Origin of the sequence: Segatella oris (assembly GCF_900637655.1) — a bacterium.
Classification (GTDB): Bacteria; Bacteroidota; Bacteroidia; order Bacteroidales; family Bacteroidaceae; genus Prevotella; species Prevotella oris.
Genome location: NZ_LR134384.1, coordinates 2,174,495 through 2,200,448, shown reverse-complemented (window position 1 = coordinate 2,200,448; position 25,954 = coordinate 2,174,495). Strand labels below are relative to the sequence as shown.

Annotated in this window: 17 protein-coding genes and 1 tRNA gene; 17 read left to right on the top strand and 1 reads right to left on the bottom strand. The window is 42.6% G+C overall.

Annotation, left to right across the window (positions count from 1 at the left end; genetic code table 11):
- Window positions 1-12: 12 nt before the first annotated feature.
- Window positions 13-2,391, bottom strand: a complete 2,379-nt coding sequence (locus EL210_RS09150) for a mechanosensitive ion channel family protein (protein WP_018919248.1) — start codon at window positions 2,389-2,391, stop codon at window positions 13-15.
- A gap of 149 nt (window positions 2,392-2,540) precedes the next feature.
- On the opposite strand from EL210_RS09150, the gene EL210_RS09145 reads away from it, so the two are divergent.
- The 17 genes from EL210_RS09145 to EL210_RS09065 all read left to right on the top strand — a co-directional run bounded on the left by EL210_RS09145 (window position 2,541) and on the right by EL210_RS09065 (window position 25,789).
- On the top strand, window positions 2,541-3,392 hold the full coding sequence (locus EL210_RS09145) for an ATPase (RefSeq protein ID WP_018919247.1): 852 nt from the start codon (window positions 2,541-2,543) through the stop codon (window positions 3,390-3,392).
- Window positions 3,393-4,042: 650 nt separating this feature from the next.
- Entirely contained in the window at window positions 4,043-4,588 is a 546-nt protein-coding gene (locus EL210_RS09140) for an RNA polymerase sigma-70 factor (protein WP_004372537.1), read from the top strand.
- A 48-nt stretch (window positions 4,589-4,636) separates the two neighbouring features.
- Complete coding sequence (locus EL210_RS09135) at window positions 4,637-5,614, top strand: FecR family protein (RefSeq protein WP_018919246.1); 978 nt, start codon at window positions 4,637-4,639, stop codon at window positions 5,612-5,614.
- 162 nt (window positions 5,615-5,776) lie between these two features.
- Window positions 5,777-9,127, top strand: coding sequence for a SusC/RagA family TonB-linked outer membrane protein (locus EL210_RS09130; protein ID WP_025879475.1), 3,351 nt, complete (start codon window positions 5,777-5,779; stop codon window positions 9,125-9,127).
- Window positions 9,128-9,178: 51 nt separating this feature from the next.
- Window positions 9,179-10,786, top strand: a complete 1,608-nt coding sequence (locus tag EL210_RS09125; protein WP_232000309.1) for a SusD/RagB family nutrient-binding outer membrane lipoprotein — start codon at window positions 9,179-9,181, stop codon at window positions 10,784-10,786.
- Window positions 10,787-10,805: 19 nt separating this feature from the next.
- Window positions 10,806-11,825: a glycoside hydrolase family 18 gene (locus tag EL210_RS09120; protein ID WP_126370228.1), complete on the top strand. Its 1,020-nt coding sequence runs from the start codon at window positions 10,806-10,808 to the stop codon at window positions 11,823-11,825.
- 29 nt (window positions 11,826-11,854) lie between these two features.
- Window positions 11,855-13,045 carry a DUF1735 and LamG domain-containing protein gene (locus tag EL210_RS09115; protein WP_018919242.1) on the top strand — a complete coding sequence of 397 codons (1,191 nt, stop codon included), beginning with the start codon at window positions 11,855-11,857 and terminating at the stop codon, window positions 13,043-13,045.
- Between the two features lie 722 nt (window positions 13,046-13,767).
- Window positions 13,768-16,371, top strand: a complete 2,604-nt coding sequence (gene gyrA / locus EL210_RS09110) for a DNA gyrase subunit A (RefSeq protein WP_018919240.1) — start codon at window positions 13,768-13,770, stop codon at window positions 16,369-16,371.
- A 25-nt stretch (window positions 16,372-16,396) separates the two neighbouring features.
- The gene (locus tag EL210_RS09105; protein WP_036890014.1) at window positions 16,397-17,620 is read left to right on the top strand and encodes a tetratricopeptide repeat protein; all 1,224 of its coding nucleotides are present in this window, start codon (window positions 16,397-16,399) and stop codon (window positions 17,618-17,620) included.
- Window positions 17,621-17,689: 69 nt separating this feature from the next.
- Window positions 17,690-18,766: a tetratricopeptide repeat protein gene (locus EL210_RS09100; RefSeq protein WP_018919238.1), complete on the top strand. Its 1,077-nt coding sequence runs from the start codon at window positions 17,690-17,692 to the stop codon at window positions 18,764-18,766.
- Window positions 18,763-19,950: a tetratricopeptide repeat protein gene (locus tag EL210_RS09095; protein ID WP_018919237.1), complete on the top strand. Its 1,188-nt coding sequence runs from the start codon at window positions 18,763-18,765 to the stop codon at window positions 19,948-19,950. The genes EL210_RS09100 and EL210_RS09095 overlap by 4 nt, the downstream gene beginning before the upstream one ends.
- Window positions 19,947-21,266, top strand: coding sequence for a DEAD/DEAH box helicase (locus EL210_RS09090; RefSeq protein WP_018919236.1), 1,320 nt, complete (start codon window positions 19,947-19,949; stop codon window positions 21,264-21,266). The genes EL210_RS09095 and EL210_RS09090 overlap by 4 nt, the downstream gene beginning before the upstream one ends.
- A 356-nt stretch (window positions 21,267-21,622) precedes the next feature.
- Window positions 21,623-22,696: a 3-phosphoserine/phosphohydroxythreonine transaminase gene (gene serC / locus EL210_RS09085; RefSeq protein WP_018919235.1), complete on the top strand. Its 1,074-nt coding sequence runs from the start codon at window positions 21,623-21,625 to the stop codon at window positions 22,694-22,696.
- 62 nt (window positions 22,697-22,758) lie between these two features.
- Window positions 22,759-23,676 carry an NAD(P)-dependent oxidoreductase gene (locus EL210_RS09080; protein ID WP_004376659.1) on the top strand — a complete coding sequence of 306 codons (918 nt, stop codon included), beginning with the start codon at window positions 22,759-22,761 and terminating at the stop codon, window positions 23,674-23,676.
- A gap of 93 nt (window positions 23,677-23,769) precedes the next feature.
- Window positions 23,770-25,017: a DUF1015 domain-containing protein gene (locus tag EL210_RS09075; RefSeq protein WP_004372552.1), complete on the top strand. Its 1,248-nt coding sequence runs from the start codon at window positions 23,770-23,772 to the stop codon at window positions 25,015-25,017.
- 3 nt (window positions 25,018-25,020) lie between these two features.
- A complete protein-coding gene (locus EL210_RS09070; protein WP_018919234.1) occupies window positions 25,021-25,611 on the top strand; it encodes an IMPACT family protein in 591 nt (196 codons plus the stop codon).
- Window positions 25,612-25,701: 90 nt separating this feature from the next.
- Window positions 25,702-25,789: transfer RNA gene (locus EL210_RS09065), tRNA-Ser, on the top strand.
- Window positions 25,790-25,954 lie beyond the last annotated feature (165 nt).

The following is a 25,954-nucleotide window of genomic DNA, read 5'->3' as shown; positions in this document are numbered from 1 at the left end:
TTCCTTTTCATACTATATGGCACCTCCATTTGCAGCTGTCTCCATCTGTTCGGGAGTTGCATGAATGATATGAATGTCGCGTTGCGGGAATGGGATCTCAATGTTGTTGGCATTCAAAGTGTCATAAACACATTCCATGATTCGGCCGTCGTCAACATATTGTGTCATGACAGAAACCCAAACAAGTATCTTCAAAGTAATGGCATTATCGCCGAATTCCTTCAGAACAATCTTTACTTCTCGCTTCTTAGCCGTAATCTTCAATGCTGTTATGGCATCGTAAAGAAGTTGCTTCACTTGTTTGATATCGCTGCCATAAGCCACGCCAACTTCCAAGATATCAAGCTCGTAACCATGATTTTTAGTCATGTTCTTATAGCTCTTGGTAAACAGCTGACTATTTTGAAATGCAATGATAGAACCGTCTGTGGCTTCAACGATTGTAGAAGTGTAATTGATAGAACTCACGCGCCCACGTGTGCCTTCACAAACGATGTAATCGCCGATCTTCACACGTCCTGCCATGAGAGAAATGCCATAATAGATATTCTCCAGAATGTCTTTCATGGCAAATCCGACACCCGTGGAGAAGCCACCTGAAACGACAACAAGCCATGTGTTGTCGATATGGAACATGGCCAAGGATATAATCAACCACGTGCCCCACACAGCCACCTGCACAACGTTCTTGGCCATGATGTTACGGCTTGCAGCCGTACTGAGATCAGAGTTCTCGAAGTGAATCTTCAGGAATGCTTTTATTGTACGGTTGAGATAAGCGAAAATAAAGTATAGGGCAACGACCTCTGCTATCGACAGAATATTTGCTGCAAACCATTTTGTGTTGATATATTTCTCCCTGTAAATGTCCCAAATCTTATCGCTCAGATTGAACACATCGGCTGCCCAATAGAGTGCAAGCAGGAAAGATGCAACGGAAAGTATAGGTAGAACCACTTGATATATGGCATAGAAGAACCATGTCTGCGTGATATCTTTTTTCTCGTATTCGCGTTTCTCAGCCAGTTTTTTCAGCCATCCGCGCAGACAGGTAATGGTCAGAACACAAGTCAGCTGCATGATCCACCATATCAACAGCTGCACACTGAGCAGTGTGTAGCCCATCCATGCGCAGACAAATGAGATGAGAAAGACCGTCAGGGAGATGTAAGTATAGGTGACATCACTTTTCGGAACATTCTTATTGTTATGTCTAATCGCTATCCACTGCCATATTGTGCAAACAAGAAGCACAGGACAGAGGGCGATATGTATCAAGCTGTTAGGAACGAGGACAATGCGGAATGCAATCACAATGAACCCCATTGCCATCAGTGGAAGATAGATGCGGAACCCGCTTTTAATCTGTTCGCCACTCAGACGCAGCAGTAACGAGATGAGAATTACCCCCAACAACCACGTGTAGCCCACAAGGAGTCCACAGGCCATGATAATGAAATTCTGACCGAAGAAAATCATGCGTATCACTCCTAAGAGCAGAGCTAAGGATACGACTGAGGTCGTCATGGTGATACAGGTGCGTCGACTGATAAAGGCTGGTGTGCGGAAACGCTTCGGAATTAAGAAGCGGATAACCAATAGGTTGATGAGTCCGGCAATGACAGCATAAAAGATAATAAGGATAAACAGACCGATGATATAACTTGCATCCCACTGTGATTCTGCGTTGGAATCCTCAAAGTATTTTGTCGTGATGTCCTCTTTTGTCTCCTGATAGTTTGTACGAAACTTGGTAAGAATATTGAAATAGTTCTCACCGGCATTGTTGAATATGCCACTTTGAATATTCTTATAACGCTTGTTGGCATAGTCATTGAGTGCTTTCAGCTGTTGTTCAATTTCCTGATAGTAATTGATGTAGTCTTTAAACTGATTGCTGTTGTCGTTGAGTGTGTGTCGAATGTTCACGGCAAAAGTCAGACAAACGCTTTTATCTGTTTGTGCTTTCTTGCTCAAGGTCGAGACATTCATGGTGCTCAAAGAGTTGATTAAATAGTCATAACGGGCAATTTCTGCCTTGTTCTTTTCAATGAGAAGTCGAAAAGGTTGCACGTTTTTCTTGAAATCATCATATTGTTCTGTGGCCTCATGGCAGGCATAGGCCATGTCAAACACATATTCAGGTTTCTGCGAATAAAGCATCAGTGCGTTCTGATTACTTTGTCCCATGATGCTGAACAGCTTGTCTCTGATGGCCGCCTGTTGACTTTTCATATAACCCGACTGACGTTCGAGTTCTGCGTGATAATTAGTGAGTTCGGTGCGCAAAATCGACAATGTGCTCTCTAAGTCCTGCTCTTTTAGCACTGCATGCGCCTGGAAAAGCGTTAATAAGGTGAATAATATGAGTAGTATGGCCCTTTTGTTCATGACTTCTTATAACTTTTTTTGGTTTACAAAAATAATAAAAAGAATAGACTCAATGCGTCACTGTTGCCATAATTTTGAAATATTTATCATTTTCCTACGCCTGCTTTTGCTTTTTTATTCCTACTTTTGTGCGGTAAAAGAGATAGAGCATGAGATTGATAGCAGACAGTGGAAGCACGAAAACTGATTGGGTCTTGACAGATAAAGGACAGATAGTCGGCTCTTGGAAAACGCAGGGTATCAACCCTTGTCATCAGCAACCGGCAGAAATCCGGCAGGTGCTTTGCACGGAGCTTTTTCCTTTATCAGACGGCAAGTCACTATCCGATATTCAGCTTTCTTTCTATGGAAGCGGTTGCACGGCAGACCTTATACCAACGATGACGACTCTGTTGGCCGATAGTTTTCAATTGTCCACCGACAGCATTGAGGTTGCCGGCGACCTGTTGGCAGCTGCCCGTGCGGTCTGTGGTCACGAGGAAGGCATCGCCTGCATACTTGGAACAGGGGCCAACAGCTGCCTTTACGACGGACAACACATTGTGCAGAATACGCCTCCTTTGGGCTATATTCTTGGTGATGAAGGCAGTGGAGCCGTACTTGGAGAACGTTTCTTGAATGGCATTTTCAAGGGGAGTCTGCCTGCAAGTCTGCGCGATTTATATTTAGAAGAAACAGGGCAGAGCTATGCAGATGTTATCCGTCGGGTTTATCGTGAGCCGCTTGCCAACCGTTATTTGGCTTCCGTGGCTTTGTTTGTCAGCCGTCATTTGGAGGAAGAATGCCTGAAGAAGTTGGTCAAGGACAATTTCTCTGATTTCATTTTACGTAACATTGAGCCTTATCATAGCCGCCTTCCCATCGGCTTTGTCGGCAGTGTTGCCTATGGATTTGCTGAACTTCTGACCGAGGTGTGCCATGACTTCGGCTATGAGGTCAATGGTATTGACAAGAGTCCTTTAGTGGGGTTGATGCAACGTTACTATGTAGATGAGTGTTGAATATTGGGGTTTTGCAGCTTGAAATTAGCGATTTTCTGTTGCCGGGCAATGGTATTTACCTCTATTTATTAATTCTGAATTAATCTTACAAAAGGCGCTTTATATCTCGCGTGTAGCCAATCGACCTTGTGGTTTGCTTCAAATTCGCGAGTTTTGCGGCTTGTTCCGTAAGTTGTTGTCAATGAGTTGGTTGCATGATTTAATAAACAAAATCGTGTAATTTCTTTTCTTTTGCAGCGTGTTTTGTGCATCAGTAAGTGCGTGTTTTGTGCTTTTACAGACGCTTGTTTCTATTGTTTTGTCATGCCATCTGCCTCATTCTGTGCGCTGAAGTAGGTCATGTTATGCGGTTATTCAACTGAGATGGTGGGAAAATCTCCTTGATTTTGTCTGTAAATTCCATTTTTTCTGTTTTTCATTTTCTATTTGCCTACTTTCTGAGGTATACTTTTTTGTGATATAAAATTTACATTTATGCTTTGCCTCCTTTATAGTTTATCATTCTCTCTCTATGAGCGCTATGTAGAGAGTTCCTGCAAGTCAGGCAGCTGTTTTTAGTGATATTCTTATTCAGAAATGTCATATAAATTGAAAAAATAATTGTATTTTTGTGGCAATGAACAAAATAATGTGAATAAATCTATGCTGATATGACACTTAATGAATTCCGAATAGTCTTCAGACTACAATATCCTGCCGTGGCACTCTATGCTGCCAAGATCCTGCATGATGATGATGTTGAAGACGTAGTGCAGGATGTTTTTGTTGAATTGTGGCGCAGACGAGAGCAGATTACCGAGGAAAAGCATATCCATGCCTTTCTTTTTCGTGCTGTTTATACACGCGCATTGAATGTGCTTAAGCATCGAAGTGTCATCCATAAGTATTCAAAGGAATACTTGTGTATTGAGAAGAAGAGATTGGAATACTATAATCCGGCTCATAATACGACGGCAAAATATGTTGAAAACATGGAGCTGGGACGCCAGATAGAAGAGGCAATTGAGGAATTGCCAGACAAGAGAAGGCAGATTTTCATCATGGGTTATGTGCATGGTATCAGTAATAAAGAAATTGCAGAGATGATGAATATATCTGTTCGCACGGTTGAAGTTCAGATTTACAAAGCTCTTAAATACCTGCGTGTGCGACTTGGTTATCTGACCTCCTTTTTGTTATTCTTTTGTTTCAAGTAAGTCTTTTTGCGGTTTGAATTGTATTATATATAAAAGGTGTAAAACGTGATGAAAGAGATAAATGACAGAATTATAAAGAACTATATACTTGGTCGTTGTTCACAAAAAGAAATCGAACAGTTATATGAGTGGATAAATTCAAGTGAAGAGCATGCACTCTGGTTGTTCGATCAGGTTGATGCTTATAAGACAGGAAAGGCTTCACGCTTTACCGCTAAGCAGGTGCAGCAAAAGGTAGAGATGAATGTCTTTCGCAGAATTCATGAGGAGAGAAAGCGTACTTTCTTCTGTCAAAAGCGCTTTCTTTATTATGCAGCAGCTGCCTTGTTGATATTCCTTTCTGTGACAGCTGTTTATTTTTCTCGCATAACTGTTGGGCAGATAGAGGTGAGAACGGTTGCAAAAGAGGTGAAACAAGTTGTTCTTCCAGATGGAAGTAAAGTGTGGTTGAATGAAAACACGACTTTGACTTACCCCAAGATATTTGGTGATAATCAGCGGAAAGTGGTCTTGAAAGGAGAAGGTTATTTTGTAGTTGCTAAAGATACTGTCCACCCGTTTGTTGTGAAAAGCACTCATCTTACTACAAAAGTGCTTGGAACGGTATTTAATTTCAACACGGATGACAGGAAACACCATACTGAAGAGGTGACTCTCATTGAGGGAAAAGTGAGGGTAGAGGGTAATCATGATGAAGGCAGCATAACCCTTCGACCGAAACAAAAAGTCGTGTTCAATACATCAACGAACAGTATGGAAGTAGAGGAAACTCCTATTCCTTTGGAGACGGTTTGGCACAGTCATTTGATTCCTTTCCGTAATATTCATATTCATGAGATTGCAACAATCATAGAACAACTCTATCAAACGAAAGTGCAAATTCATCCTACTCTGAAAGATAATTCCACTTATTCGGGGGCAATCAGGCATACGGAGACAATAGATTCGATGTTGAGAGATCTTGCTTATTCTATTCCTTTCAGTTATAAAATAAAGAAAGGAAAGGTGGAACTCTACGCACGATGACAGGTGGTTTGCTTCGTTGCATTCTGTTTTTCAGCTATATTTGAAGAAAAAGCTATAAAAGGATACGTAGTCTTATAACCTTAATTGTTGTCTATATGAATAATAACTAAGAACATTCTGCCCTTAGGGTGGGGTCAATGTCTAATTTTTACTAAATCTAACATGAAAAAAAAGAATGAAAGAATTCCTGTTTGTTGTAGGGTAATTCTGCTTACATGTTTCCTTTGCTTCTTCTTTCAAGGGGGATATGCACAGTTGAATTTAAGTTCGGGTCGTGCGAAATTGGAAGTTGTTTTAGAAAAGATAACCTCTCAATCGAGCTATCGTTTCTTTTACAATGACGCATTGAAAGAGGTCATGGTCAATGCAGCCAATGTGAAAGACGTCTCTATCAATACGCTGCTCGACAAGCTTTTCAGAGATACAGGATTGAGTTATCGTATCTCTGGTAATGTGATTTATCTTACTTATAATAAGGTGAAACAGGAAAAAGTGAAAGAGGAGCATCCACAGAAAGGGCCACGTACGATATCGGGAAAGGTCATTGATGAGCAAGGTGAGCCTCTTATTGGTGTCAGTATTCGTGATAAAGCTACGGGGAATGCCGTAATTACAGATATTAATGGATGTTATTCAATTGCCGGAGTCAGTGAGAAATCAGTTTTGGAATTCACGTATGTCGGCTATTCCAATCATACGGTTACGGCAAATAATCATAGCACCATTGATGTGAAAATGAGAGAGAAAGGCAGAAATCTGAATGAAGTGGTTGTCACAGCTTTAGGTATCAAGCGTTCGGATAAGGCTTTGAGCTATAATGTGCAGAAGTTGAAAGCCAGTCAATTGCTTGCAGTGAAAGAGGCGAGTGTTCCCAATGCGCTGTCTGGAAAGATTGCCGGTGTTACTGTTAGTCAAGGAGCTTCAGGCATAGGAGGCTCTACCAAGGTTGTGATGCGTGGTGATAAGTCTGTTAATCCAGATGGAAACAATAATGCCTTGTATGTACTTGATGGTATTCCTCTGCCCGATTTGTTCCCGAAACGTGCATCAAGCTCGAATGGACGATATGGTGGTGTTGATGAAGGTGATGGTATTTCGAGTATCAATATGGAAGATATTGCTGAGGTTACAGTATTGACCGGCCCTTCCGCTGCAGCATTATATGGAGGTCAGGCAGCCAATGGAGTTGTTATGCTGACTTCTAAACAGGGAGGCATGAAAGATGGAAAGCCCCGTATCTCCTTCTCTCATTATTCTGATTTCTATCATCCTTTTGTTTTGCCTGAATTACAAAATACATATGGTAGTCGTACAGGAGAGTTTGCCAGTTGGGGGCCTAAATTGAAAGATCCGGCAAAATATAATGTATCAGATTTCTTCAATACGGGAACGAGTTATTCTAATAGTTTAGGACTACAATTTGGTAATCAGAAGAACAAGAGTTATATTTCTTTGGCAGCTTATAACGCTCGTGGTATTATTCATAATAATAAAATGGATCGTTATAATGTCTCATATAACGGACAATATAATATTACAGACAAACTTACTTTGGGTGCAATGTTTATGTATGTAGACAAAAAGGCTCAGAATATGTTGTCACAAGGAGAATATTATAACCCTATAGTTCCTCTTTATCTATTTCCACGTGGTGATAATTTTAATAAGTATAAATCATATGAACGCTATAATCCCAATAGAGGATTTGCTACTCAGTTCTGGCCTTATGGCGATCAGAAGAGAAGCTTGCAAAACCCCTATTGGATTACCAATAGAAACTTTAATGTCAACCATGATGAACGGATTATTCTGGGAGGAAGCCTGAAATATACTTTCACTAAATGGTTGAATATTACTGCCCGTTTCAGAACAGACCGGAATACAAAAATAAATGAAATCAAAAACTATGCTTCTACTTTACCTTTGTTGACTTCGGGTTCAACTAAAGGCTCTTATCTTTTGGCAACAGACAAAAGCGTGCAAGATTATGGTGATATCATTGCAAGTTTTCAAAAGAATGTTTCAGACTGGGGCTTTGTCGTGAATGCCGGTGGAAGTTTTAAGAATATGAGTTTCAACTATACGGCAAATTCCAATAAATTAGAATTCGGTGCACCTCTGGCTACAGTCCCCAATAAGTTTAGTCTTAACAACTTGACACCCGAACCTCAATACCAGGAGGGAAAAGCGATGAAGTCCCAGGCTCTGTTTACCAGTGTTTCTGTGGATTGGCGTAGGAAGATCTTTTTGGATTTTACGGGACGTAATGAGTGGACTTCTCTTTTAGCAAACACCCAAAGTAAAAGTTTCTTTTATCCTTCTGTAGGACTCTCATTCATTATCACAGAATTCGTGAAAGTTCCTAAGAGTATTCTTACTTTCTCTAAGCTTCGTCTCTCATATGCTACTGTTGGTAATGTTCCTTTGTATTTAGCGGGTATCACAATACCTTCTTATCCAATTAGTCCGGGTGGGGGAGTAAATATTAATCCTGATTTACCTATTAACAACTTAAAGTTTGAAAAAACAAAATCGTTTGAAATAGGATTGAATTCACGTTTCCTCAACAATAAGATAGGCTTTGACATTACTTATTATAATGCCAATACTTACGATCAACTCTTTAAATTCAGAGCACCCGAGAATAGTGGATATAGATATTTTTACGTGAATGCAGGAAAAGTAAACAATTATGGAATAGAGGCCTCTTTGGATGCTGATCTCTCCTTTGGTGAATTCAATTATTCTCCGATGCTTACTTTTACTTACAATAAGAACAAAATTGTTGAACTGGTACGTAATATCCCTAACCCACTTACAGGAAAGCTTATGAACATCAATCATTTTGATATGGGTGGTCTTTCTTCTTTCCGTAATTATATCAATGAGGGCGGTTCTATAGGAGACATTTATGTAAATTCGTTCATGAAAGATGGAAATGGTTATACTTATGTTAATCCTAATACACAACAGATGTTGACGGACAATGAGAATTTAATTCATGCAGGAAATACCAATCCTGATTTCTGTATGGGTTTTAATAATACATTAAAGTATAAACGCTTTACGCTTTCATTTCTTTTCGATGCTCGAATAGGAGGTAAGGTTGTTTCTTCAACACAGGCAATCCTTGATTCTTTTGGCGCATCTAAACAGAGTGCAAAAGCAAGAGACCGCGGGGGAGTAGATGTAAACGGAGTGTTAATGGATGCTGAAACCTATTATAAGCAGGTAGGAGGTGGCTCCGGCGTTCTTTCAAACTATGTTTATAGTGCCACGAATATTCGTTTAAGAGAAGCCTCTTTATCCTATAAATTTGATAAACCTCTGTTCTATAATATCATTAAGGATTTTACATTATCAATAACAGCACGTAATTTGTGGATGATTTATAACAAAGCTCCTTTCGATCCACAGCTGACATCTTCTGTTGGAACTTATTATCAAGGTATTGATTATTTCTTGATGCCAAGTCTCAGAAGCTTTGGATTTAATGTAAGATTTTCATTATAACCTTTTAAAAATTATATGATGAAAAGTTCAATTAAAAATAATTGTTTCAAGATGAAGGGCATTCTTTTGTTGCTTGCTCTCTTGTTGATTACTTCTTGTACAGATAGCTTTTTTGACACAAATACGGATCCCAATGCTGCTACACAAGAAGAATTAGGATATGATAATCTGGGACTTGGTTCGTTGATTACACAAATGCAGTATCAGATGTTTCCTTGTATTGTCAAGGATCAGAACGTGGATGTAAACAATTACCAAAAGATGTATAGCCTTGCGGGAGATATTTATTCAGGGCATCAAGGTGCTTCAAACATGTTTGAAAACAATGGACGTAACAACACTACTTACAACATGACCCCTGATTGGTGTAAGACTGCTTATACAGTGGCGTACCAAAACTACATGAACCCTTGGTATAATCTGTTTAAGAAAAAAGATATAAGTCCGGCATCTTTTGCTGTCGGGCAGATATTGAAGGTTTATGGAATGCATCGAATAACAGATATGTATGGGCCTATCCCTTATAAGAATTTTGTACCAGCTTCTGATGTTCCCTTTACACCACAGGATGAAATTTATGATATTTTTTTCAATGAACTTGATGAAGCTACTGCAATTTTGAATGATTATATAAAAGCAAATCCAGGGGCAAAGCCATTGGCTGCTTATGATAAAGTATATGCAGGTGACTTTAATAAATGGATTAAGTTTGCTAATTCATTAAAGTTACGTCTTGCTATTCGTATAGTTTATGCCAATCCCGAAAAAGCGAAGTCAAAGGGCGAAGAGGCTATCAAGGCTGGTGTTTTTACATCTAATGAAGATAATGCATTGATTCAAGTGGATGGGTCTTCTACTGTAAATCCGCTCTATATGATTAGTCATACCTATAATGATACACGATTGGGTGCTACGATGGAATCTTACTTGAAAGGTTATAAAGACCCCAGAATGAAACTGTGGTTCTTGACATCAGAAGTTTCCGGAGGAACCGATTACAATGGTGTGAGAAACGGTATAGCTTTTGAGGGTAATGAATACAAGGTGTTTTCTTTATTGAATGTATCGGCAAGTACTCCCATTCAGCTGATGACTGCAGCTGAAGTTTACTTCTTATGTGCCGAAGCTGCTCTTCGCAAATGGGATGTAGGAGGAAAGAGTGCTCAATCATTCTATGAGGATGGAATACGCACTGCGTTTGCACAACCCATTGGAGCCAATAATGCTAAAGCCGGTGATGCTACTGAGTATATTCAAGGAACATCAATGCCAGAACCCTATGTTGATGTGAAGAATGCTGAATATAGCTATGATGCTGCAGGGCAGGTATCTGTCAGTTGGGAAGACGCTGCTGATGATGAAGAAGCTTTACTTGAAAAGATTATCACTCAAAAGTGGTTGGCTTTATATCCTGACGGACAAGAGGCATGGAGTGAGTTCCGTCGGACAGGCTGTCCGCAAGTAATTCCCAATAGTATCAATTATAGTGGAGGTCATATCAATACACAAAAACAAATTGCAAGACTTCCTTATCCCACCAACATCAAATCAGATTACCCCAAGCTGTATCCAGAAGCACTTCAACAGTTGAATGGAGCAGATAATGGAGGAACAAAACTCTGGTGGGATAAGAGAACGAATAAACCTTATGAATATTAATACAATAAAAGATACGGAGATGAAAAGAAATTGTTTTATAACAGCACTCTGCTTATTAATCACTGTTATAGTTGTTGGTTGCAGCAGTTGGACTGAGGCCGATCCTGTTTCATTGCCTCAAACCCAATTTCATTCCTTAACACCCCAGCAGGAAGCAGATTTGATAAAATATAAGAATTCAGACCATAAGATATTCTTTGCATGGATGAATTACAGTCCGGCAACGTCATCAATGCAAACGCGATTGAGAGGTATTCCCGATAGTCTTGACATTGTTTCCTTCTTTACGGGATACGTTAACAACGAACAGAACAGAAGCGACGTGAAGTTCTTGCAGGAACATCGGGGAACAAAAGTGTTGCTTACGATGTGGCCTGAACACTATTTCAGTACTTCCGGTGAGGGAACGAACAATCTGGATTCAATGAAAGTGTATGCTAAGAATTTAGTTGATTCCATTTTTACTTGGGGATTGGATGGCTTCGACTTGGATTATGAACCTTGGTTTGGAGGAGATGCCTACACTACAGAGATGATGCGTACATTTATTGATGTAATGAGTAAGTACATGGGGCCTAAATGTGATAAAGAATATCAGGTCAATGGCAAACATAAATTATTAGTAGTAGACGGTCAATGGCTTGACAAAGATTATGCCGATCGCTTCGATTATTTTATCGGTCAGGCTTATAATGCCGGTAGTGAGTATTCCTTGAATTATAGATTGGAGGGTAAATCACAGGACTACGGCAAGGGTTTTCCTAATGAAAAGAGGATATTCTGTGAATGGACCAGTCAGGTTGGTAACGCTTTTGGGCATGGTGGTGTGAGCTATCAATATAAGGGTGAAGAAATTCCCAGCTTATGGGGAATGGCACATTTTGCCGTAGATAAAGGAACTGCTGGCTGTGGGGCATATGTTTTGCAATTTGCTTATGCCGAAGGAAATCATTTGAATAAACCTGTTCCACCTAATAATTACTTCTATGCACGACAGGCAATTCAGATCATGAATCCTGCCGGAAGTGGAAAGAAATGAAGACTTATTAATATTTTACTTTGATAGAAATGAAAACCATATTTAATCCAATAATACTGTTAATGGTTCTGAGTATAGGAATGTTCTCGGCTTGTAACGAAGATGTTTCTGTAGACTCCATTTATATAACAGCGGCAGAGAATACGCCGACAACGAACTTTTCAGCTAAAAAGACAGGTGATGCACTGGGTATTACGATTTCAAGTGCATTGATAGCTAAGTCTGATATAGAGGGAGAGTTGCTCGTTGAAAATGCTTTGGTGGCAAGTTATAACAGTGCTCATGGTGAAGATTACCAATCATTGCCTAATGGAGTTTGTGAGCTTTCCGACACTCATGTCAAGATTGTAAATGGTAATTATCGTTCAGAAGCGGTTAAGTTAGTCGTAAAAGACATTGAAGCTTTGAAAAAAGGAGTAAACTATCTTGTGCCCATTCGCTTGGTGAGCAATGCCAAGAGATATCCTGTCCTGCCGGGAAGTGATGTGCTTTACGTTGTTATCAACAGGACACTATTGATGAATGTGCCTAAGTTCAACGGTGAGAACTATTTCAAAGTGAATTTCAAAGACAATGATGTCAGCAAATTCCAAAACCTTGATGCGTTTACCATTGAGGCACGTGTGAGCATGTGGGAATTCCCGAAATACTATGGTGGAAACCTCATGGGCATCATCGGCTTCCCTGAAAGTGAGAATATAGAGAAAAGTGCTTGGCTCTTTGTTGACGGTACTCCAGACCGTGTGGGCGGAGCCGGTAATGTTCCGGTATTTATGTTCGGTGTTAAACAATGGAGTGTTTATGCCGGTAAGTTGGGCTTCACGTTGGCAAAGAACGAGTGGTATCATGTCGCAGGAGTATTCTCCAACAACAAACTGCTGCTCTATATTGATGGTATCTTGTTTGCAGAAGCCGAGTATAAAAAGAAAGTTTCATTCACTGAAAACTTCTATATTGGTGCTGCACCAGGCGTGCAAGACGGTTTCTTCCTGAAAGGTTCCGTCAGCGAAGCACGTCTTTGGACAAGGGCATTAACTGCGGCAGAACTACGCAATCCCTTGCATCGCTGCTTTGTTGAAGTAGACAGTAAAGGGTTGGAAGGTTATTGGAAGCTGGATGACATGTCGGATAATTGTAAAGACTATACGGGACATGGGCATACAGCTGTAAAAGGCGGAGAAGGCAAAATAGAATGGATAAAGGAAGTTCCTTGCCCATAAAGGATTTTATATCCTTATGATATCTGTTACAAAGAGTCGGGTGTTCTGTACAAACGCCCGACTCTTTATTTTTTACTAACACGTCATCTTTCGTTTCAAACGACAGGTTGTTCTCTTGTATTTTCCTTCTTTCAAGTGGGCAGCTTGGCGTTCAAAAGGGAATGTTTTGTGCTTTCTGCGCGGCGGGTCTCTTCTGTTCAGTTATGCAATCTGCCTTATCTTACGCTGCAATCTGGTCCATTTTGCGTTGCCATTTGCGTCATTTGACGTTGTCATCTGCGTCATTTCATACGCTGAAATGCGTCATATTGCAATGTGTTTTGACTTATCTTGTCGGCCAATCTCCTTGATTTTGTTCGTAGATTTCATTTTAGCAAAGTCCTTTCTTCTGTTTTCCGGCTTTCCGTGAGGCACTTTTCCCTGGGTATGAACATTACGAAATGGGAGCATTCGGGACATCGGTTATGATGCAAGAGACAGATGAGAATGCTGGGAGTATCCTTGAATGGAGGGCCAACATGTGGCTCTTTGTTGGTAAATAAATCGTAAATTTGGCGATTTTAAGGCCTATGACGGCTTTTATATCAAAAAAAAGTAGTAAATTAGCACCCTTGAAAAAGACCAGAAAATCGCTTAGAACGAAAATAAACGGCCTTTAGGACGTTTTTTCTCTTCTTTGTAGTTTATAGTTAATTGCAAAATAATAACAATCAATAGTATCAATGGACGAAAATCAGACAATTGACAATGACAGAATTTTGAAAATCAACATTGAGGAAGAAATGAAGTCTTCTTACATCGACTATTCTATGTCGGTGATTGTAGCTCGTGCGCTTCCGGATGTCAGAGACGGTTTCAAACCTGTTCATCGTCGTATTCTTTACGGTATGCTGGGTATCGGCAATACCAGTGACAAACCTTATAAGAAGTGTGCCCGCGTAGTAGGTGAGGTGCTCGGTAAGTATCACCCGCATGGTGACTCTTCGGTCTATGGTGCCCTTGTTCGCATGGGACAAGACTGGAATATGCGCTATACGCTGGTCGACGGACAGGGTAACTTCGGCTCTATTGACGGTGACTCGCCTGCTGCCATGCGTTACACGGAGTGCCGACTCAGCAAGATGGGTGAGCACGTTATGGACGACTTGGAGAAGGATACCGTAGACATGGCCAACAACTTCGATGATACGCTCATTGAACCGAGTGTCATGCCGACGAAGATTCCTAATCTTCTGGTCAATGGTGGAAACGGTATTGCCGTGGGTATGGCTACCAATATACCGACTCACAACCTTAGAGAGGTGATTGATGGTTGCTGTGCTTACATTGATAATCCCGATATTGAACTTGATGGATTGATGCAGTATATCAAGGCACCTGACTTCCCGACCGGTGCATATATATATGGTATACAGGGTGTTCGCCAGGCTTATGAGACCGGACGTGGCCGTATTGTGATGCGTGCCAAAGCCGAAATCGAAAGTGATGAAAGCCATGATAAGATTGTTGTGACCGAGATTCCTTATGGCGTTAATAAGCAGTTGCTGATTGAAAACATAGCCGATCTCGTGAAAGAGGGTAGGATTGACGGTATCAGCAATGCTAATGATGAGTCGGGTCGACAGGGAATGCGCATCGTGATTGATGTGAAACGCGATGCCAATGCCAATGTTATTCTGAACAAACTCTTCAAGATGACCGCTTTGCAGAGCTCATTCTCTGTGAACTGTATTGCCCTTGTAAAGGGTCGCCCACGCCTGTTGAGTCTGAAAGAATGCGTGAAGTATTTCGTGGAGCATCGTCATGATGTGACTATTCGTCGTACGAAATATGATTTGAAGAAGGCTCAGGAGCGTGCTCATATCCTTGAAGGACTGATTATAGCCTGCGATAATATCGATGAAGTTGTGCACATTATCCGTGCCAGCAAGACTCCGGCTGACGCACAGCGTAATCTGGAAGAACGTTTTAATCTTGACGAATTGCAGAGCAAGGCCATTGTTGATATGCGCTTGAGTCAGTTGACAGGTCTGCGCATGGACCAGTTGCATGCAGAGTATGAAGAGCTTGAACGCCAGATAGCTTACTTCCAACAGATACTTGATGACCCCGAATTGTGTAAGAAGGTGATGAAGGATGAACTGAATGAAGTAAAGGATAAATATGGCGACGAGCGTCGTACGGAAATCAAATACTCAAGCGAAGAGTTCAATCCGGAAGACTTCTATCCAAACGATCCGGTAGTGATTACCGTGAGCCACATGGGATATATTAAGCGCACTCCGCTGAGTGAGTTCCACGAACAGGCTCGCGGTGGAGTGGGAGCAAAGGGTGCCCGTCATCGCGAACAGGACTTTACAGAGTTCATTTATCCTGCAACCATGCATCAGACGATGCTCTTCTTCACGAAGAAGGGACGCTGCTACTGGTTGAAGTGCTTTGAAATTCCTGAGGGAGACCGCAACAGTAAGGGTCGTGCTATACAGAATATGCTCAATATTGAAAGCGATGATGCCATCAATGCTATCCTTCGTTTGACAACATTGACTGATGAAACATTCAATAATAGCCACTATGTTATCTTCGCTACCAAGAACGGAACCGTGAAGAAAACAAGTCTTGAAGCCTATAGTCGTCCGCGTGCTAACGGTGTCATTGCTATTAATATAGCTGACGGAGACGAAGTTGTTGATGTTCGTTTGACCAATGGACGGAATGAGCTGATCATGGCAAACCGCAATGGTCGTGCAGTGAGATTCAATGAAAATACCATTCGTACGATGGGCCGAACAGCAACTGGTGTACGTGGTATGCGCCTTGATGGTGGCGACGATGAGGTTGTAGGCATGGTGACAGTCAATGAAGCTGAGACCGAAACAGTAATGGTAGTGAGTGAGCAGGGCTATGGAAAGCGTAGCCAGGTTGAAGACTATCGTGTCACAAACCGTGGCGGTAAGGGTGTCAAGACACTGGCGATAACCGAGAAGACAGGTCGACTTGTCAGCATTAAGAACGTTACCGATGAAAACGACTTGATGATTATCAACAAGAGTGGCATTGTAATTCGCCTTGCTGTTGCTGATGTTCGCGTCATGGGACGCGCCACACAGGGAGTCCGTCTCATTAATCTGGCCAAGAAGAATGATGTCATTGCCAGTGTCTGTAAGGTGATGAGTTCAGAACTTGAGGCCACAGTTGAAGAAGAAAGTCGTGCACAATGGGCCAACAAGTCAGAAGAAATCAAGAAAGATACCCAGGCTGAAGCAAGCGAAAGTGCGGAAGATGCACCGCTCGTTGACTTTGAAGACGACAACAAGGAAGAATAATAAACCTTTTAATAATGAATAGAATATGAAAAAATTAATGATTGCAGCTGTGATGTTGCTAACCACATCAGCAGCTTTTGCCGGTGACAGTGAGCCTTTGAAAGCCATACTCAAGGCAAAGACCTATGCTGAAGCACAGGAATTGATGAAGGCTAATCTGAACCAACTTGCCAATGATGCAGAGAAGGCTAAGGCTTATAATAAGCTTGTAGACCTTTCTATGGAGAAGGTTTCTAAGGAGCAGGCTACCATTACTTCCAATCAGATGGCTAAGCAGTTTGGACAGGGAAAGGAAGCAGCTTATGATACCTTGGGTTTCAACAAAGCTGTCTATGATGCCATTAATGACGCCATGCTTTGCAACGAGTACGATCAGAAGCCAAACGAAAAGGGAAAGGTAAAGCCTAAGTTTGAGAGCAATAATGCCAATCGTCTTTATGGTTTACGTCCCAATCTGATTAATGCCGGTCAAGCTGCAGGCCAGCAGAACAATCAGGCTGAAGCCTTGAAGTTCTTCGGTATGTATGTGGAGAGTGCCGTTAATCCTTTGTTTAACAGCATTGATAAGAGTAAAAATCCCGATACTTACTTAGGTGAAGTGGCTCGTGTAGCCGGTGTTTACGCTTTCCAGGCAAAGAATATGGACCTCGCCAACAAGTATGTTGACGTGGCAATGAAGGATACTGCTGCTTATAAAGATGCTTTGAACTTGAAGCTTTACATTATGCAGCAGGGCTTGAAGACCAAGGAAGATTCTGTTCAGTATGTCAACAAGTTGAAAGATCTCTATGCAAAGGATACCAATAACGAGCAGATTTTCTCTAATTTGGTAACCATGTACGGTGGTCTGAAGATGACCGCTGAACAGGATAAAGTGTTGAGTGACAAGTTGGCTGCTGACCCGACGAATGCTTTGGCATGGGCACTTAAAGGACAGATCTATATGAATTCCAACAAGCCAGAAGAGGCAGTAGACTGCTTCAAGAAGTCAGTTGCAAAGGATGGAAAGAATGTTATCGTTCTCACTTACCTTGGTTTCTGTCTTAATGCGCAGGCTGCTAAAGACGGAGTAAGCAAGGCTGACCAACAAAAACTCTACAAAGAGAGCGAAGGCTACCTTGAGCAGGCACGCAGCCTCGACCCTAACAGAGAAAAGGCTAACTGGAGTTATCCGCTCTATGCCGTTTACTATAGCCTCTATGGTGCTGCAGACAGCCGTACCAAAGAGATGGAAGGTCTGAATAAATAATATTCTTTAATAAGGGGGATAGTGTGTGGTTTAGACCATGACACTATCCTTTTTTCTTTCTTCTCCTTTATGAAGCGTTATCTTATCTTATCTTATCTCGTTTTCAGCATGGTTGTTTCGTTGCCATGTATAGGGCAGGATGCCCGAAACACAGCAAAGAAATTGAATGCAGGTATAGACAGGCAATTAGGTAATCTGCCCTCTGTTCAGTCTGATACGGTAGCCTATTACAAGGCAATTGTACAGTTGATGAAAGATGCGGTGATATGCGATCACTTTGATGCAGCGGCAGATAAGAAAGGCAGAAGCAATCCCCGTTACCGCAATTCCAATCACAAGCGGCTGTCAGCTTACCTCCCTGTGTTGGTTGATGCAGGCATGTATCAGTATGGGTTGCGCAAGAATGACGAGGCAATGCAGATATTCAAGCTCTATCTTGATTGCGTAGACAGTCCTCTTTTCCATGATAAAGACAATAACAGAGGCTTTGTTGCTTATTATGTAAGCCTGCTTTCTTATGGAAAAGAGAATTTCGCAGAAGCTGAGCGCTATGCTGATGTGGCTTTGAAAGATGCCAATTACGCTAAAGATGCTGCCGAAATCAAGATCAATTGCATGAAGACTCATCTCTATACGGATGTGGATTCTGCCAAATATATCACTGCACTGACAGCACTTCACGACATGGCGCCATCCAATGATGTGTATTTCAAGATGCTGATAGATTACTATGCCGGTTTGAAAGATAGGCAGCAGCAATTGTCTGAATTTGCTGCAGATGAGATATTGAAGCATCGTGACAACAAGCGTGCATGGGCCTTGAAAGGTGAGATTGAGATACAGGAACGGAAATGGGATGATGCGATTATGAGTTTCAAGCGGGCCGTGACATTAGACAGTACCTATGTACAGGCGGTCTATGATGTTGGAATTTGCTATGTTTCCAAAGCCGAAGAATTGCGTGACAGTCTTGAGAGTGAGCGGAGAAGATTAGCTAAAAAAGACGTAAACCGGATAAAGGAACTCTATCAAACAGCACGGACTTGGCTGCTTCAAGCGTCAGTGCTCGATGAAAAACAGCAGATTGTAGAATGGAAAAAAATACTCGATGAGGTAGATAAAGTTTTAGGATTACAAACGAAATGAAGAAAATTCTTATTTGTGTGTTCATCTGTTTACCGCTCATAGCATGGGGACAGAAGAAGACGATGACCCAAGTCAAAGACTATATCAAGAGCGGAAAGAATCTCGATAAGGCCGAAAATCTGATGACCGACTTGCTCAATGACTCGTCATCTCGCGGTAATGAAAAGGTATGGCTGTTGCTTTTCGAGTCTCAGCGCAAACAATATGATCAAGGAAATGAAAAGCTTTATCTGAAAGAAAAATATGACACAACGGCTCTTTTCCTTGTGGGAAAGCGCATGTTTGATACGCTCGAAGGCCTTGATTCGCTCGACAGGCTTCCTGATGCACGTGGAAAGGTGAAGCTGAAATATCGTGACCGTAGTGCAGAACTGCTGAACATATACCGCCCCAACTTGTTCAATGGTGGCGTGTTCTTTATGAAAAAGCACGATTTCTCACGTGCCTATGATTTCTTCGATACTTATATCAACAGTGCTGTAAAGCCAATGTTTGCCCGCTATCAATATGCAGAGCGTGACAAGCGATTGCCCGAAGCCGCTTATTGGGCCAGCTATTGTGGCTATAAATTGGAGAAACCGCAGCTCACTTTGCGTCATACTTACCAGGCATTAAAGGACTCTGTGCATCTGCCTTACATGTTACAGTATCTCTCCGAGACTTATAAATTGGAGAAAGACACGGCACGTTATGTGCAGACGCTAAAGGACGGCTTCTCTAAATACCCCAAATTCCCCTTCTTTTTCCCGCGACTGATAGATTATTACAGCCATATCGGTGCTTACGATGAGGCTATGAAGTCGTGTGATGAGGCACTGCAGACAGACTCGGTCAATACACTTTTCCGTTATGCCAAAAGCTCTTTGCTGTTGACAATGGGGCGTTATAAGCAGAGTTTTGCTATCAGTAAGGCGCTGATAGCCGAGAATGATACGCTTGCTGATGCCTATCTGAATGCTGGCTTGGCTTTGTTTGATCAGGCTGTCGAATTGGATAAGAAGACACAGTCTGGCTCAAAAAAGTATAATCAGATACTTGAACTGTATAGAAAAGCCATGCCTTATTTAGAGAAATATCGTGCCATGGCACCTGACCAGAAGGATAAATGGGCATTGCCTCTATATACAATATATCTGAATTTAAATATGGGCAAGCAGTTTGATGAAATAGATAAGTTGATATGAAGATAGAAAATATAATCCATAAGTTAGGCATTCTGCTCAATGAAATGCAGCAGGCGGCCATGGAAGCCATGTTGAATGGAAAGGACAATATGATTGTCTTGTCGCCTACCGGCTCTGGAAAGACCCTGTCTTATCTATTGCCTCTGACACAGTTGCTCGATGCCCAATCCGATGAAGTGCAGGCTGTTGTCGTGGTTCCAGGTCGTGAATTGGCCCTACAGTCGGCCACAGTGCTGAAGGATATGGGTTCCGGTCTGCGTGGAATGGCATGCTATGGTGGCCGTGCTGCAATGGATGAGCATCGCCGTTTGCGTGAAGTGAAGCCACAGATTGTATTTGCAACGCCCGGCCGACTCAACGATCATCTTGACAAGGGCAATCTCCTTGCATCGGATATCCGCTTTCTTATCCTCGACGAATTCGACAAATGTCTTGAAATGGGCTTTCATGATGAGATGCAGGCACTGATGAGTAAGGTGCCTAAAGAGGTCAGAAGCATACTTCTTTCGGCCACTCCTGCAGAGGAACTTGGCGACCAGAAGATAGTCAACAGCTGTTTCAAGGTGCTCAATTTCCTACCCGAGGCAGAGCAGGTGCCTGACCGTGTGCATATATATAAGGTGGAAAGTCCGACGAAAGACAAACTCGAAACGCTGCAACAACTGTTGCTTTCATTTGGCGGACAGAGCACAATCGTCTTCTTGAACTATCGTGATTCCGTCGAACGGACGGCAAATTTCCTGATAGAAGCAGGTTTCAGTGTGAGTTTCTTCCATGGAGGCATGGAGCAGAAACAGCGTGAAGCCGCTCTTTATTGCTTCTCGAACGGCAGTGCCAATATCTTGGTCAGCACAGATCTCGCATCGCGTGGCCTTGATATTCCCGATATAGACAATATCGTCCACTATCATATTCCGGAGAGTGAAGACGGCTATATCCACCGTGTTGGGCGCACTGCGCGTTGGGACAAGCAGGGAAGGGCTTTCTTCATCCTGAATAGTCAGGAGCAGATACCAGCCTATGTGGATGCCGAAGTTGAAGATTATGCCGTCTCGGATGCCCCGCTTTGCCCGGCACTTCCAAGGAATATTACACTTTATATCGGTAAGGGAAAGAAAGACAAAGTGAGCAAGGCAGATATCGTCGGCTTTCTCTGTAAGAAGGGAGGCCTGCGTGCTGATGAGATAGGCCGTATTGATGTGAACGACCGTTACGCCTATGCTGCCGTTGCAAGAGATAAGGCTAAACAGGTGTTACGGCTTACGAAAGGCGAGAAGATCAAAGGTATCAGAACCGTGGTTGAGGAGGTTCGCTGATATTGTGAAATGCTGTTGTAGGATGACTTGAAAGTCGTTGATAGCCAACTTGTTGCATGTGTACTTCTGAAATGACGCATTTTGCCGTGTAAAGTGCCTTGTTTCAGCGCCTGAGTTGCGTCACTTTACAGTGTAAGATGACTCATCTTGCAGCTTGAAGTGATGTGCTATGGAAGATGAGGTCTGCGCAATGGTTATTTTAGCAAAAGGTAATTACTTCTTAATAAAATAGTTGAATTCGGCAGAGTAGCTGTAAAATAATGAGAAATAATTTGCTTTTTTGAAAATAAAGGCGTACATTCGCATTTGTAAAACTAATGATATCACGCATTAACAGAACTTAAAATTTTAATCAGATGAAGAAGTATAACTTTAATGCAGGCCCCTCAATGCTTCCCCGCGAAGTAGTAGAAAACACCGCAAAACAACTCCTTGATTTCAACGGAAGCGGTCTTTCACTGATGGAAATCAGTCACCGTGCAAAGGATTTTCAGCCTGTTGTAGATGAATGTGTAGCCCTTTTCAAGGACTTGTTGAGCATTCCTGACGGATATTCTGTCATCTTCTTAGGGGGTGGAGCATCGTTGCAGTTCATGCAGATACCGGCTAACTTCCTCATCAAGAAGGCTGCTTATGTGAATTCTGGTGTATGGGCAAAGAAAGCCATGAAAGAGGCGAAACTCTTCGGAGAGGTTGTAGAGGTGGCTTCTTCTGCCGCTTCCAATTACACGTTCTATCCTAAGAATTTCGAGTCAAATGTACCGTCTGACGTTGACTATCTGCACATTTGCTCGAACAATACGATTTATGGTACCGAGTATCGCAAGGACTTTGATGTCAAAGTTCCTTTGATTGCCGACATGAGTTCGGATATAATGAGTCGTCCGGTTGACGTTTCCAAGTATAACGCTATCTATGCAGGTGCACAGAAAAACATAGCCATGGCCGGTGTGACCGTCATCATCTTGAAAGACGAGGCCTTGGGAAAAGCCCCGCGTGAACTCCCCACAATGATAGATTACCGCACACATGTTGAAAAGGGATCTATGTTTAATACTCCTCCCGTTGTACCTGTCTATTCAATGCTTGAGAACCTGCGTTGGCTGAAGAAACATGGTGGAGTAGAGGCTGCCGACAAGCGTGCTCATGAGCGTGCTGAAGCACTTTATACCGAAATTGACCGCAACAAGCTCTTCAAGGGCACGGTTGAAGAGGCTTCACGCTCTGTGATGAACATTTGTTTTGTCATGAACGAAGGCTATGAAGCGCTTGAAAAACCATTCCTTGACTTCGCTACAGAGCGTGGCATGGTAGGCATCAAGGGACATCGTTCTGTGGGTGGTTTCCGTGCAAGTTGCTATAATGCGCAGACCATGGAGGGTGTAAATGCACTCATACAGACAATGAGAGACTTTGAAGCACAGCATTAATTGAAATCTTACTTGTAGGGCGGATGTCGTTTCCGCCCTATGACATACTAAATCAAATGACTATGAAAGTATTGGTTGCAACCGAAAAACCTTTTGCAGCTGCAGCTGTTGAAGGCATTAAGAAAGAAGTGGAAAGTGCAGGACATGAGTTGGTTCTGCTCGAAAAATATACGGAGAAAGCTCAGCTTCTCCATGCCGTGAAAGACGCAGATGCCATGATTATCCGTTCAGATAAGGTTGACGCAGAGGTTCTTGACGCTGCAGAGAAGTTGCAGATTGTTGTCCGTGCGGGTGCAGGTTACGATAATATCGACTTGAAAGCAGCCACTTCGCATCATGTAGTGGCAGAGAACACACCCGGCCAGAACTCTAATGCTGTTGCCGAATTGGTGTTTGGAATGCTCGTAATGGCTGTACGCAACTTCTATAATGGCAAGTCTGGCACGGAATTGAAAGGCAAGCGCCTTGGCATTCTGGCTTTCGGTAATGTGGGACGCAATGTTGCTCGCGTGGCCAAAGGCTTCGGAATGGAGGTCTATGCCTATGATGCTTTCTGTCCGGCTGATGTCATTGAGGCTGCCGGTGTGCATGCTTGTAAGAGTCAGGATGAACTCTTTGAGAGCTGCGATATCGTGAGTTTGCATATTCCTGCAACGCCCGAGACACTTAAAAGCATTGGCTATCAGTTGGTCAATAAGTTGCCGAAAGGCGGTGTTCTCATCAATACAGCCCGCAAGGAAGTGATTAATGAAGACGAATTGTTAAAGTTGTTGGCCGACAGAACCGACCTGAAATACGTCACGGATATCATGCCTGACGCCGATGCTGCATTCAAGAAGCTTGAAGGTCGCTATTTCTCTACGCCCAAGAAAATGGGTGCACAGACTGCCGAAGCTAACATTAATGCCGGTATAGCAGCTGCAAAGCAGATCAATGCCTACTTTGCTGACGGTTGCACAAAGTATCAAGTGAACAAATAAAGCAAAGAATTGACCATATCTTCCCAGGTCTTTTGTTGTATGACAAAAGGCTTGGGACATTTTGTTTAACCCTATTTCCAATATCTGTTTACTATGGTAAAAATCAAACCTTTCAAGGGATTGCGTCCTCCTCAGGCGCTCGTTGAGTTCGTAGAAAGTCGTCCTTACGATGTCTTAAGTTCTGAAGAAGCACGCAAGGAAGCCGGAACCAATGAGAAAAGCCTTTATCATATCACCCGACCTGAAATCAATTTCCCTGTAGGTACTGACGAACACGACCCTCGGGTCTATGGAAGTGCTGCCGAACAATTTGCAGAATTCCAGCAGAAAGGCTGGCTTATGCAGGACGAAAAGGAGCAATATTACATCTATGCACAGTCTATGAACGGTAAAACTCAATATGGGTTGGTTGTCGGGGCAAGCGTTTCAGACTATATGTCGGGTGTAATCAAGAAGCATGAACTGACTCGTCGCGAGAAAGAAGAAGACAGAATGAAGCATGTCCGTGCCTGCAATGCCAACATGGAACCGGTCTTTCTGGCCTATCCGGACAATGAAGTGCTCGACAAACTGCTTTGCCGTTACGCGCAGACCAAGCCCGAATACGACTTCATAGCACCCATTGACGGCTTTCATCATCAGTTCTGGGTGGTCAGTGATGATGCTGATATCGCCACCATTACAGCTGAATTTAACCGTATGCCCAATCTTTATATCGCCGACGGACACCATCGTTCTGCTGCTGCTGCACTTGTCGGAGCAGAGAAAGCACAGCAAAATCCGAACCATACAGGCTGTGAAGCTTATAATTACTTTATGGCGGTATGCTTTCAGACCAGTCAGTTGACGGTATTAGACTATAACCGTGTGGTGAAAGATCTCAATGGAATGTCGGCCGAAGCCTTTCTGCATGCACTCGAAAAGAACTTCATCGTCACCTTGAAAGGCCATGAAGACTATCGTCCTCAAGAGCTACACGAGTTCTCACTTTACCTTGACAAGCAGTGGTATAGTTTGAAGGCAAAGGCCGGGACATACAATAATAATGATCCTATCGGCGTTTTAGATGTAGACATCTCCAGCAGATTAATCCTCGATGAACTGCTTGGCATCAAGGATTTACGGTCAGACAAGCGCATAGATTTCGTTGGAGGATTGCGTGGTTTGCAGGAATTGCGTCGCCGAGTGGACAGCGGTGAGATGCAAATGGCTTTGGCCTTGTATCCTGTCAGCATGCAGCAGATTATGGATATTGCCGACAGTGGTAAGATTATGCCACCCAAGGCAACTTGGTTTGAGCCTAAGTTGCGCAGTGGATTAGTAATCAACAAATTGGAATAAAGAGTGGAAGACCAATATCACACAATTTCAGAAAACAGCGTAGGCGAGGGATATTACACCGAGAAGCGGAGTAAGTTCCTCGCTTTTGCGCATCATGTTGAAACGGTAGAAGAGGTGAAAAGCATTGTTTCTGCCTATCGCAAGCAGTATTATGACGCCCGACATTGCTGCTATGCTTACATGCTTGGCCTGGAACAAAAGGCATTTCGTGCCAATGATGATGGCGAACCGAGTTCTACTGCGGGTAAACCTATCCTCGGACAAATCAACAGTGCGGGGCTGACTGATATTCTTATTGTGGTTGTCCGCTATTACGGAGGCGTGAATTTAGGCACAGGCGGACTGATTGTTGCTTATCGAACGGCTGCTGTAGATGCCATTGCCAATGCCACAATCGAAGTGAGACAAGTGGAAGAAACCATTAAATATGACTTCACATATCCTATGATGAATGATGTCATGCGCATTGTGAAAGAAATGCAGCCGCAGGTGGTTGACCAGCAGTTTGATAACACTTGCAGCATCACCTTGCGCATCCGTAAGCGTGAGGCCGAGCAATTGAGGAGCCGACTCAACAAGCTTTCATTTGAATGATGAATGTATAATGTCTGTTAAATCCGTGTTTTCAGTCTTTTCTTCATGAGTTTCTTTCATCTTTTTTCATTACTTTTGCATTGCAATTCAGGAAGATTGGCAGAGTGACCGAATGCGCTGGACTCGAAATCCGGTATACGCTTTCCGCGTATCGGGGGTTTGAATCCCTCATCTTCCGCTTGATTTGAAGAAATATAACCGCTGCAGGACCGAGTCTTTGCAGCGGTTCTTTTGTTTGTAGAAGACACTGATGCTCCTTCGTGGTGCTTTACTTTTCACGGCATCTCCGTTTGATGATTATTCTTTACAAAAGCCTTTCAGAGATTAACGTATTTGGAAAAGA

Excerpts from the sequence above, each read along its gene's own strand:
- EL210_RS09150 (WP_018919248.1), bottom strand. The coding sequence starts at position 2,391 with ATGAACAAAAGGGCCATACTACTCATATTATTCACCTTATTAACGCTT.
- EL210_RS09145 (WP_018919247.1), top strand. The coding sequence starts at position 2,541 with ATGAGATTGATAGCAGACAGTGGAAGCACGAAAACTGATTGGGTCTTG.
- EL210_RS09140 (WP_004372537.1), top strand. The coding sequence starts at position 4,043 with ATGACACTTAATGAATTCCGAATAGTCTTCAGACTACAATATCCTGCC.
- EL210_RS09135 (WP_018919246.1), top strand. The coding sequence starts at position 4,637 with ATGAAAGAGATAAATGACAGAATTATAAAGAACTATATACTTGGTCGT.
- EL210_RS09130 (WP_025879475.1), top strand. The coding sequence starts at position 5,777 with ATGAAAAAAAAGAATGAAAGAATTCCTGTTTGTTGTAGGGTAATTCTG.
- EL210_RS09125 (WP_232000309.1), top strand. The coding sequence starts at position 9,179 with ATGAAGGGCATTCTTTTGTTGCTTGCTCTCTTGTTGATTACTTCTTGT.
- EL210_RS09120 (WP_126370228.1), top strand. The coding sequence starts at position 10,806 with ATGAAAAGAAATTGTTTTATAACAGCACTCTGCTTATTAATCACTGTT.
- EL210_RS09115 (WP_018919242.1), top strand. The coding sequence starts at position 11,855 with ATGAAAACCATATTTAATCCAATAATACTGTTAATGGTTCTGAGTATA.
- gyrA (WP_018919240.1), top strand. The coding sequence starts at position 13,768 with ATGGACGAAAATCAGACAATTGACAATGACAGAATTTTGAAAATCAAC.
- EL210_RS09105 (WP_036890014.1), top strand. The coding sequence starts at position 16,397 with ATGAAAAAATTAATGATTGCAGCTGTGATGTTGCTAACCACATCAGCA.
- EL210_RS09100 (WP_018919238.1), top strand. The coding sequence starts at position 17,690 with ATGAAGCGTTATCTTATCTTATCTTATCTCGTTTTCAGCATGGTTGTT.
- EL210_RS09095 (WP_018919237.1), top strand. The coding sequence starts at position 18,763 with ATGAAGAAAATTCTTATTTGTGTGTTCATCTGTTTACCGCTCATAGCA.
- EL210_RS09090 (WP_018919236.1), top strand. The coding sequence starts at position 19,947 with ATGAAGATAGAAAATATAATCCATAAGTTAGGCATTCTGCTCAATGAA.
- serC (WP_018919235.1), top strand. The coding sequence starts at position 21,623 with ATGAAGAAGTATAACTTTAATGCAGGCCCCTCAATGCTTCCCCGCGAA.
- EL210_RS09080 (WP_004376659.1), top strand. The coding sequence starts at position 22,759 with ATGAAAGTATTGGTTGCAACCGAAAAACCTTTTGCAGCTGCAGCTGTT.
- EL210_RS09075 (WP_004372552.1), top strand. The coding sequence starts at position 23,770 with ATGGTAAAAATCAAACCTTTCAAGGGATTGCGTCCTCCTCAGGCGCTC.